Source organism: Microcoleus sp. Pol1C5 (assembly GCF_036701115.1).
GTDB lineage: Bacteria > Cyanobacteriota > Cyanobacteriia > Cyanobacteriales > Microcoleaceae > Microcoleus.
The window spans coordinates 1-10456 of sequence record NZ_JAUBQE010000006.1; the positions used below are offsets into that span (position 1 = coordinate 1).

Consider the following 10456-nt stretch of genomic DNA (forward strand, 5'->3'; position numbering starts at 1 on the left):
GAACTCATGTTCAGTCCCGAAAAAAAGATATTTTACCATCTCTTCCTACTCTTTATTTTATTTTTCGGAGATGTCTAATGCTTGCTGGAATTCTTGGAGGAAAGCCTCGTGCTTATCAGATATTTCGCCATCTGCAACAAACATTGCTGCAGTTATTGCAAAAGTATCCAACACTAACTCATCTGGCATGGATTCCCAAGCAGTATTAAATAATGCTCCTAAACCGTCTTGGGCAACAATACCGGCGAGTCTTTGAAACATTGCTGACATATCATCTTCCGAGTATTCAGCAAATATTTCTGATTCCCAAAGTATGCTTTCTAAGATATCAGCATCCGTGTCAGGGGAATTTGCCTCCGCTGCGACAAGTGCTACCGCTGCTACGGATTCTTCTAAAGTTAAGCTTGCTTCGGATTTGTCTTCTGAATTGAATATTTTATCAAACTTGGCCACAGGTTTTGCCCCGCTAGTGTTTAGTTTTGCTATTCATAGCAAATTTATGACATAAAAAGATAGTCGTCAGGGATACATTTACTTTTTGCAAAATGCCGCCAGTCAAGATAGGGTGCGTCTAGCCTTACACCTTACCACTGGTGAATATAAAATCTCCAATTAATTGACCAAGGACTGCCAATTATTGTGAATCCGGCCCAAAACTTCGGGCGTGAGAAATCTGCATTTGGTACTTGTGCCGATTGAGTAAGGTCGATCGCGCCTTGAGTTCCCGGCAATTGACCGTTTTTAATTAAAATTTGTTTGTGGATCATTGCCAGTTGAGCTTTTCTGAGCGCTTCAGCTTTAATTGGCTGCGATCGCAAATTGCGACAAAACAGCGTCATCAGCGCTAAAGTGGCGACATCCTTAAGGCTGTAAGGTCGATCGCCCTTAAATCCTATCGTCCTGGACGCATCCCAACCAAAAAAACGGGGTTTTTTGCCATTTTTTCTGTTAGTCAGCCAAATAACACGACTCTCGCGCCCGCAAATCTCAGCTTACAACCGTCAACAGCAGCGACTAATCCAGGTAGTTTGACAGTAAATTCTGCCAATACTATCCCCGACGATATCTTGCTAAATGGCGGTGCAATCCCAACCATGATGACCTTTAGCGAAACCGATGATGACATCCTCATCTACGACAAAAACAGCTTGTTGATTTCTCTAACCAGCGCTCAAACTCAGTCAATCATTCCTTTGAACGGCACGACAGTTAATAGTGCAATTTCCCCAATTGCTAATACTTCTGCTAAGGACAACAGCCTCTTAATTAATCCGGCTGCAACTCCCAGCAACCTACTAATAATTAGTGATTCCAGTGGCATTCCTAGCTTGAATTAATTGCCGAGGGGTTGAAATCGAGCGAATACATAAAAACCCGGTTTATTCAAGCAACCGGGTTTTTGTTTGTGGATATTTTTATTTAATATCAATTCCCGTTGCACTCATAGGTCGGAGACGGCAATGCCGTCTCCCTACCCAAAAAAATATTGTAGGGAAACGGCACTGCCGTTTCCTGACTTTGGGTAACTGAATCAATCACAAATGTAAAATATTGTAACAAGGGACTTGACACCAGCAATCAAATCTACTATCCAATGACTATAATAATTTGGAAAACGTAATTCTGTCATTCGCAAGTGTTGCCAAGAATCTTAAACCCTTGCAAAACCCCCCCTTGAGTGCGTCAGTCCTGACTATAAACAAATCAGAAAATTCCATGCAGAAACTAACTAGAATTTTATTCACTACAGCTTTAACCCTAACTATCTTGTGTTCTCCCACAGCAGCTTTCGCCAAAGCAAAAATTCAGATAGCCATCCTTTTAGATTCTAGTAATAGCATGGATGGACTGATTGACCAGACTCGTACTCAACTTTGGCAAATTGTTAATTTTTTAACTAAAGTAACCAAAGATGGCGAAGTACCCGAGTTAGAAGTTGCCCTTTACCATTATGGTAATGACAGCTTACCTTCCTCGGAAGGTTTTGTCAGATTATTAACTGGATTTACTCCTGAATTAGATTTAGTTTCCGAAAAGCTATTTAGTATCAAAACCAACGGCGGTCAAGAATATGCTGGCTGGGTAATTCGTTCGGCAATGCAAGAATTAAACTGGAGTAAAAATCAGGAAGATTTTCGCGTGATTTTTATTGCGGGTAATGAACCATTCGATCAAGGCCCAATAGTTTGGAATCAATCTGTCAATCTCGCTGTCAAAGGAGATACCCTCGTTAATACAATTTACTGTGGTTCAGCCGAAAGTCAGGAGCGACAACTTTGGGTATCAGGAGCTAATTTAGCAAAAGGCAGTAGCTTCAACATTAATCAAAACCAACAAACTGTGGTAATTAAGTCCCCTTACGACGACGAAATTTCTATTTGGAATACTAAACTCAATCAAACATACATTCCCTACGGTAGAGAAGGAAGAATAGGACAACAACGTCAGGCTGTTGAAGATAGTAATTCTGGCGCCAATTTTGCTTCGCGTAGTGCGTCCAAAGCTTCGGAATATTATGATAATGCTTCTTGGGACTTGCTGGATGCTCTCGAAAACGGAACAGTTAAACTAGAGGCAATATCAGATGATAATTTACCAGAAATCATGCGAGGGATGACGCTAACAGAAAAAAGAGCATATGTAGCTGGAAAGAAAACCGAAAGAGAGGCGATTAAAAAGACAATTCGCGACTTATCTCAAAAGCGTACAGCCTATATTGAACAACAGCGCCAATCTAGTACCAATAGTGGTGAAAATACTCTCGATCGCGTAATGATTCAGAGTCTCCGCCAGCAATTAGCCACTAAAGGATTCAAGCTTAATTAAAAGAACGCAGACGAAATTTCATCTGCGTTCCTCTGTGTTTATCTGCTAATATCTGCGGTCAAAAAAACTCCAACTCCAACTACTTTGCCCCCGGCAAAGACAACTGAGGCGAAGTTTTAACATAGCTTCCATTCTCAGGAATCGCAGCGGGTTCCTGCGAAAGCAAAAACTCACGAATTAACCTAGCAACTGCTCTTTGAGCTAAACCGCCGACTACTTTCTGGCCCATGTTCTGCACTTCTGGTTTCACGAACAACTGCGGCAGTAGCTGCAATACTTTCATCGTGTCAAAACCGGGAGTTGATTGCAAAATATCCCAAATCCGCTTGATATGTTCTAAGTTTTTTTGTTCAGTTTGTGAAACCACCGGTTGATTTGCCTTGACTCCAAACCATTCGCCGACTACAGATTTGGCGTTAGCGAAAGCGTTGCTGGAAAGTGTGTCGAGACTCTTGACTAATTCCAGGACAATACGATCGCGAATGAAATCTCCTCTTTCGGAAAATAAATATTCTAAAGCTTGGTTCAAGATTTTGCTCACATCGTAATCCTCGCTCTCGCGGGCATTGTTGAGCAAGTTTTCTAAGCGGTTCCAGCGGAATTCGCCTTGTTTGAACAGCAAATCTTGCAGGGATGCTCTCAGTTCCGGTGCGGGGTCGCTCAACAGCCGTTTTGCAACGTAAGGATAAGCTTTGCTCAACACTTTGAATTCGGGGTCAACGTTGATGGCAATGCCTTCTAACGTGACGAGCGATCGAATAATCAAAGCATAGTAAGCTGGAACCCGGAAAGGATATTCGTACATTACCGCGGAAAGCTCGTCAGTAATGCTTTTGAAATTAAGTTCGGCAACGCTAGCACCCAAAGCATTGTTAAATACGCCCGCCAAAGCTGGAATAATGGGGGTTAAATCAGTGTCAGGCGTTAAAAACTCCAACTTCACGTAATCTTTTGCTAAACCTTCAAAGTCGCGGTTCACCAAATGCACCACAGCTTCCAACAAGCCGTATCGCTGATAAGGTTTAACTTCGCTCATCATCCCGAAATCGAGATAAGCCAATTGACCGTCAGGAGTTGCCAAAAGGTTGCCGGGATGCGGGTCGGCGTGAAAGAAACCGTGTTCGAGAAGTTGTCTGAGAGAACACTGCACACCCACTTCAATTAAGTAAGGAGCATCGATTCCTTGAGCTTTAACGGCTTCTAAATTCGTGAGTTTGATGCCGGTGATCCACTCCATTGTTAAGACGCGGCGGCGGGTATATTCCCAGTAGATGCTGGGAACATAAATGTCTTTGATGTGGCCGTAGAGTTTGGCAAACCGTTCGGCATTTTGTCCTTCGTGGGTGTAGTCCATTTCTTCGTAAATGCGCTCGCCCAACTCGTCCATAATGCTTGCGAGGTCACTGCGAATTACTTTGAAGTTGTTTTGTGCCCAAACTGCAACGCGCCGCAGGATGTAGATATCTAAGCCGATGTTTTCGGCTAAACCCGGTCGCTGGACTTTGATTGCGACTGTTTCTCCGGTTTTGAGTTTGCCTTTGTAGACTTGTCCGAGAGATGCTGCTGCGATCGGATCGGGGCTGATTTCTGCGTAGATGTCTTTGGGGTGGGCGCCCAATTCTTCTTGGATGAATTGATATGCTACTTCGTTCGGAAATGCTGGCAGTTGGTCTTGCAGCGTTGTTAGTTCTTCTAAATATACTGGCGGTACTAAGTCGGGCCGTGTTGAGAGTGCTTGTCCGATTTTGATGAAAGCTGGGCCGAGTTGGGCCAGAATTTCTCGCAGTCGGACGGCGCGACGCTTTTGGTTGGTGGCGGTACGACCTGTTTTGCCGTCGAACCACACACTGAAGGCAAAGCTAAAAAATGTCCAAACAACGCTCGACAGCCTTCCCCAGACTTGTAGAGGTCGATTTCGGTACAGGGCTGCGATCGCCACTGGATCGTACCGAACAGCATCTCCGGCCAACTCGAAAGCTATGTCTCTGGCTGATTTGAGCCGATCGCCCGTTACGACCTCGGTCTCTAGTGATACTGGTACTGCTTGCAGGGGAATTGTATTTGCATCTGGGAAATTGCCGAGTACAGCCTGAGTCCCTGAATTTACATAAGTTTGCGGGGAGGCTGGCGATACTGTCTTGACATTCATAAATCAGACCTAGTGTGAAGCATTGTAAATATATTGTAACAATTTAAGGAAGAAGACCCTTCTTCCTTCTTATATACTTACTCGCCGCTGGATCTTTTGAGTCGATCGCGAATGCCTGACAATTGCGATTGGCTACTGACGGGCGATCGGGGTTGGGGCATTTCGGTATCGGGCCAGTTCGGTAAGTCGTTACAGGGACAGAACTCCGGGGGCATTCCGTTTTGTTTGAACACTACGGGCATAGCGCAGCGCGCGCAGTCACTGATTTCCCAAGCTGGTGTCAGCAGTTGGGCAATTGTTTCGTTTGTGCCTTCGAGGTAGCAGTCTCCGCTGTCGCGGGAGATGATTTTTTGCCAGCAGTCTTCAAATTCCTGGCTGTAGCGATCGCCGGCATTTACCGATTTGGGCAGCAGCGCTTCGGAACCGTTGCGAATTAATACTTTTTTGCCTAACTGAAACCAGTAAGCAATATATTTTCTTACTTCACTATCTGATGCCATAACTTTTAGTCTACCCTTCAACTAATTGATTAGTTTAGATTTTTAATTTGAAATTAGCACTCTTTCTTAAGAGACATTTTAGCTTTTACATAATTTCAAAATTTGGCTATTCCTCATGTCAAATTGTTGGGCAGTTCCCCCTAGGGAGTATGTTTTTTGATTAATTTATGTGACTGTTTAGTCTTCAATCTTAGTTGAAATTATACCTGATTTTCAGTTAAAATTGTCCATCGGGAAACCGAGATGTTTTCTCTCTTGTCGATCGCGACTCCGGCTGTTAATTTTTCGCTACGGGCGGCAGCGGGGTACCCAGAGCCCTTAGATCCAAAGCGTAACCTCCGGTGGCGAGATAAACATTATCGGCGATCGCCCCGATGTGGCGGACGAGAGTGCCGAGGCGATCGCGAAACAGCCTCCCCGCCGGATAAGCAGGCACAACGCCCCATCCGGTTTCTTCCCCTACCAAAATTACATCAGCCGCCGCCGACTTCAAACAGGCTAGCAAATCTTGCTGCGTAGCCGCCCAAACAGCAGCTTCTTGTTCCAAAAGATTTGCCGTCCAAGTTCCCAGGGAATCAATCAACAAGCAATCTGAGGGCTTGCTGGTCCCCACAACTGCCGATAATTCGATCGGCACTTCTAGAGTTGTCCAATCAACTGGACGGCGATTTCGGTGCTGATCGAGGCGACGAAGCCACTCCAAATCAGCTTCATCAACGCGACTGGTAGCCACATAGATTATTTGTTTTCCCGAACCCGCCGCCAGAGTTTCGGCCCATTCACTTTTGCCACTCCGGGCGGGCCCAGTTACTAAGATTAATTGTCTAGATGTGGTGGGTTCTGAGTTAGTCATTAGTTATTAGTCAGCAGTCATTAGTCAGATACAAAGGATTAAACACAATTACCAATTACCAATTACCAATTACCAATTATCATTTAAACTGCCAACTACCAAATGCTTTTTAAGCGATAATAGCATTGATGAGACAATATCAGAGTAAGTCGATCGAGAACCCCCGTATTTCCCAAGCTGTTATTTATGCCAGATCATCCTCAGATATCAGCGATTATTTGCACCCACAATCGCGCCGCCTATTTAGGTGGGGCGATCGACAGCTTGCTGGTACAGGATTTTCCCGACAACTTTGAAGTAGTAGTAGTGGATAACGCTTCTAGCGATTATGCAAGCCCCGAAAGTTCGATTTCGCGTACCCGCGAGGTGGTAGAAGCAAGACATGGCGATCGGCGCCTCAAGTACGTCTGGGAACCCGAAATCGGTCTGTCAGTAGCCCGGAACACCGGCGCTAAGCAAGCTCGCAGCGAAATATTAGCTTATCTCGACGACGACGCTATTGCTGAGCCGAATTGGCTCAGGGTGCTGCTGGCGGCTTATCAAAGCAATCAAAAACTTGCCGTAGCTGGTGGCAAAGTCAATTTGCTCTGGCCTTCTGGAGTCAGCCCGCCCGAATGGCTGTCACCGGGATTAGCCCAGAACTTGGGATCATACGATTTAGGCGATACTTGCCTGTACGTCACTGCTGCCGGTTTGACTCCTAGGGGAGTAAACTACTCAATCCGGCGCGCTTTTCTCGAACAAATTGGCGGCTTCGATGTCAAACTCGGTAGAGTCGGCAAAAAGTTGCTGTCAAATGAAGAGTTGCGAACCACAGAATTAGCTTTAGAGTTAGGTTGGCAAGTAGTTTATCTACCGGAGGCCCTGGTGCTTCACCATGTCGCAGCAGAAAGGCTCAACAAAGCTTGGTTTCTAGAGCGCGGGTGGTGGCAAGGCATCAGCGAGTGTTATCGCGAACAATTGTCCGATCGAGACGGTATTGCTCAGCTTGGGCGAGGGGGTGAAAGAATCTTGAGGGGTGTCTGGAAGTCTTTTAAATATATTAGAGATCCAGGGCTGCGCTTTGAAAACTTCGTTTTTGCCTGGGGTCAAATCGGTTATTTGAGCGCAGCCATCCGCGGCCTGATTTTTGCACCGAAATCGACCAGCAGGCATTAGGCTATAGGCAATATCCCTCGCTGCTCAAGTCGTCGGCGCGGCTGTGCCGATCGCACTTCATCTACAAAAACTCGACCGCATTCAGGTTCAAGCACTCGATTATGACATCTAGTTCATCCAAGATTCCGGTTTCAGTTCTCATTCCGGCAAAAGACGAAGAACTTAATCTACCTGCGTGTCTGGCCAGCATTGCCAGGGCGGATGAAGTTTTCATGGTTGATTCCCAAAGCAGCGATCGCACGGTGGAAATTGCCATCAGCACCGGCGCAAAAGTAGTGCAGTTTTACTTTGACAACCGTTGGCCGAAAAAGAAAAATTGGTCTTTGGACAATCTGCCCTTTCGCAACGAATGGGTATTAATTGTCGATTGCGACGAGCGCATTCCGCCAGAACTTTGGGACGAAATCGCGCAGGCGATCGAAGACCCCAATTTTGACGGCTACTACCTCAACCGCAAAGTCTTCTTTTTAGGCCAGTGGCTGCGTTACGGCGGCAGATATCCAGACTGGAATTTGCGTTTGTTCAAGCATCAAAAAGGACGTTACGAAAACCTCGGCACTGAATCCGTCCCCAATACTGGCGACAACGAAGTTCACGAACACGTTATTTTAGCTGGTCAAGTCGGCTACTTAAAAAATGACATGATCCACGAGGATTACCGCGATTTATTTCACTGGATAGAACGGCACAACCGCTATTCTAATTGGGAAGCTCGCGTGTATTACAATATTATTGAAGGGCGCGACGACAGCGGTACTATTGGCGCTCACTTATTTGGAGATGCAGTGCAGCGGAAGCGCTTTCTCAAAAAAGTTTGGGTGCGGCTGCCTTTTAAACCAATGCTCAGATTTATTTTATTTTACTTCATTCAGCTCGGCTTTTTGGATGGAAAAGCTGGCTATATTTATGCAAGGTTATTGAGTCAATATGAGTATCAAATTAATGCAAAACTTTATGAATTGCGTTGTTGTGGCGGTCAGTTGAATGTGGCCGAATCTCAACCGCCTCTGTCGCCACCAGTAGTTATCACTCAGGAGACAGAAGTGAAATTGCCGTAATAGTAGGTAGGGGATTTTAACCGCCGATGGCGGCGGATTGACGCAGATGAACGCCGATAAATGTTGATTTGGGTTAAGTGCGATCGCCCTTTTGGATCGAATCGGCGATCGTACTTTTCCTTCCTTTCCTAAATCAGCATGAAATTAGCAGATGTAATCGCATTGGCACTCACTCCAATCATCACGCCTAACTCCTCTCCTGTCAAGACATTTTTGATGAGAGCTCCCTGAGTATTTTGAGTTATGGCTAACTGACCAAAACTCAAACCACCGCTTAATCCAATCAAATCTTGACCCACGGTAAAATCAGCGATTATATCAAATCCTTGACCAGCTTTCAAGGCAAAGATATCATTGCCGCTACCGCCAATCAAACTATCATTACCAAAGTCTCCGTAAAGGATATCAGAGCCTTTTCCCCCCAGGAGAGTATCATTATCTTCCCCTCCATCAAGAGTATCATTTCCTTCACATCCTCCCAGAATATCTGCTGCTTCGTTACCGCCGATCAAATCATTACCTACACCGCCGCAGATAGTATCCGAACCTAACTGTCCAAACAGGTAGTCATCACCTTGACTACCAAGAATTATGTCGTCACCTTTGCCTCCATATAAGGTGTCATTATCCTTGCCACCATCGATGAAATCATCATCTTTATCACCAAGAATGATGTCATTACCTTCGCGGCCATGTAACAAGTCATTGCGTTTGCCTCCGAAGATTAAATCGTTGCCCAATTCGCCAAGAACGATGTCGTTTCCTTCATCTCCATAGAGGATATCGTCACCTTTGCCTCCGGTGATGAAGTCGTTGCCTTGGTTGCCATTAAAGATGTCTTTACTGGCTCCACCATATAAGTTATCATTCCCGGATTTGGCATCGAATATATTGCCGTTGTTAGTGCCGAGAAATTCATCGTTTTGGGCAGTGCCTATTTGAATTCCCGATACACCAAGTATGGTGTTTTCAACTGAGTTAGGTTGGTTTAAGTTGGGATAGGCAAGGTCATCACAGATGCAGTCATCGTTAGGGATGTTGTTGGTTGTTGGTGTTGGCGTTACCGATGGTGTTACCGAGGGCGCGGGTGTTACCGAGGGCGCGGGTGTTACCGAGGGCGTGGGTGTTACCGTTGGAGTGGGCGTTACTGAGGGCGCGGGTGTTACCGAGGGAGTGGGCGTTACCGTTGGAGTGGGCGTTACTGAGGGCGCCGGTGTTACCGAGGGCGCGGGTGTTACCGAGGGCGTGGGTGTTACCGTTGGAGTGGGCGTTGGTGTTGGTGTTGGTGTGGGAGTTAGTGCAGTATTTACAGTCAAATTAACTACACTCGAAGCAGTAGAAGTATTACCCGCAGCATCCTTAGCTGTCGCAGTTAAGGCGTAAGTACCATCAGTTAAAGCTGTTGTCGGTGTAAAAGTCCAATTTCCCGAAGCATCCGCCGTAGCAGTACCCAAAGAAGTTGTACCTTGTAAAATGTTAACGGTACTATTAGCTTCAGCAGTTCCCGTCACAGTCGGAGTGCCAGTGGCTGTTGTGCCAGCGACTGTTGTAATGGTGGGTACTGTGGGTGCAACAGTGTCTACGATGAGACTAACTACACTCGAAGCACTAGAAATATTACCCGCAGCATCCTTAGCTGTCGCAGTTAAGGCGTAAGTACCATCAGTTAAAGCTGTCTGGGGGGTAAATGTCCAATTCCCAGAGGCATCAGTAGTCGCACTGCCCAGTGCAGTTGTGCCTTGTAAAATATTAACGGTACTATTAGGTTCGGCAGTTCCCGTCACAGTCGGAGTTGCATCGTTTGTTGTACCAGCGGCAGTAGTGATTGTAGGTACTGTGGATGCTGTGGCATCGATTGTGAGATTAACTGGAGTTGAAGCCCCAGAAACATTACCCGCAGCATCCTTAGCTG

10 protein-coding genes are annotated in these 10456 nt (G+C 45.9%); 4 read left to right on the forward strand and 6 right to left on the reverse strand.

The features are described 5' to 3' along the window. Positions 1–57: 57 nt before the first annotated feature. Both QUA23_RS04895 and QUA23_RS04900 read right to left on the reverse strand, forming a co-directional pair. Positions 58–453: a tellurite resistance TerB family protein gene (locus tag QUA23_RS04895; protein ID WP_333074468.1), complete on the reverse strand. Its 396-nt coding sequence runs from the start codon at positions 451–453 to the stop codon at positions 58–60. Positions 454–584: 131 nt separating this feature from the next. After that, positions 585–986, reverse strand: coding sequence for a CHAT domain-containing protein (locus QUA23_RS04900; protein ID WP_333074648.1), 402 nt, complete (start codon positions 984–986; stop codon positions 585–587). A gap of 42 nt (positions 987–1028) precedes the next feature. Between QUA23_RS04900 and QUA23_RS04905 the strand changes: the two genes are divergently transcribed. Both QUA23_RS04905 and QUA23_RS04910 read left to right on the forward strand, forming a co-directional pair. After that, a complete protein-coding gene (locus tag QUA23_RS04905) occupies positions 1029–1337 on the forward strand; it encodes a hypothetical protein (protein ID WP_333074469.1) in 309 nt (102 codons plus the stop codon). A gap of 379 nt (positions 1338–1716) precedes the next feature. Further along, the gene (locus QUA23_RS04910) at positions 1717–2826 is read left to right on the forward strand and encodes a hypothetical protein (RefSeq protein WP_333074471.1); all 1110 of its coding nucleotides are present in this window, start codon (positions 1717–1719) and stop codon (positions 2824–2826) included. Between the two features lie 79 nt (positions 2827–2905). Here the strand turns inward: QUA23_RS04910 and QUA23_RS04915 are convergent, their stop codons facing one another. The 3 genes from QUA23_RS04915 to cobU form a co-directional block, all read right to left on the reverse strand. Then, positions 2906–4975, reverse strand: a complete 2070-nt coding sequence (locus QUA23_RS04915; protein WP_333074473.1) for an AarF/ABC1/UbiB kinase family protein — start codon at positions 4973–4975, stop codon at positions 2906–2908. 77 nt (positions 4976–5052) lie between these two features. Further along, on the reverse strand, positions 5053–5475 hold the full coding sequence (locus QUA23_RS04920; RefSeq protein WP_333074475.1) for a hypothetical protein: 423 nt from the start codon (positions 5473–5475) through the stop codon (positions 5053–5055). A 277-nt stretch (positions 5476–5752) separates the two neighbouring features. After that, on the reverse strand, positions 5753–6328 hold the full coding sequence (gene cobU / locus QUA23_RS04925) for a bifunctional adenosylcobinamide kinase/adenosylcobinamide-phosphate guanylyltransferase (protein WP_333074477.1): 576 nt from the start codon (positions 6326–6328) through the stop codon (positions 5753–5755). Between the two features lie 186 nt (positions 6329–6514). Here cobU and QUA23_RS04930 point away from each other — a divergent pair, with 186 nt between their 5' ends. Together QUA23_RS04930 and QUA23_RS04935 are read left to right on the forward strand one after the other, a co-directional pair. Beyond that, positions 6515–7486, forward strand: a complete 972-nt coding sequence (locus QUA23_RS04930; RefSeq protein WP_333074479.1) for a glycosyltransferase — start codon at positions 6515–6517, stop codon at positions 7484–7486. 101 nt (positions 7487–7587) lie between these two features. Continuing rightward, a complete protein-coding gene (locus tag QUA23_RS04935; protein ID WP_333074481.1) occupies positions 7588–8544 on the forward strand; it encodes a glycosyltransferase family 2 protein in 957 nt (318 codons plus the stop codon). Positions 8545–8672: 128 nt separating this feature from the next. On the opposite strand, the gene QUA23_RS04940 is transcribed toward QUA23_RS04935, so the two are convergent. Next, on the reverse strand, positions 8673–10456 hold a 1784-nt coding region (locus QUA23_RS04940), incomplete at its 5' end, for an Ig-like domain-containing protein (RefSeq protein ID WP_333110307.1).

Bases quoted from the DNA above. Each gene is read 5' to 3' on its own strand.
- QUA23_RS04910 (WP_333074471.1), top strand. From the start codon at position 1,717: ATGCAGAAACTAACTAGAATTTTATTCACTACAGCTTTAACCCTAACT.
- QUA23_RS04915 (WP_333074473.1), bottom strand. From the start codon at position 4,975: ATGAATGTCAAGACAGTATCGCCAGCCTCCCCGCAAACTTATGTAAAT.
- QUA23_RS04920 (WP_333074475.1), bottom strand. From the start codon at position 5,475: ATGGCATCAGATAGTGAAGTAAGAAAATATATTGCTTACTGGTTTCAG.
- cobU (WP_333074477.1), bottom strand. From the start codon at position 6,328: ATGACTAACTCAGAACCCACCACATCTAGACAATTAATCTTAGTAACT.
- QUA23_RS04930 (WP_333074479.1), top strand. From the start codon at position 6,515: ATGCCAGATCATCCTCAGATATCAGCGATTATTTGCACCCACAATCGC.
- QUA23_RS04935 (WP_333074481.1), top strand. From the start codon at position 7,588: ATGACATCTAGTTCATCCAAGATTCCGGTTTCAGTTCTCATTCCGGCA.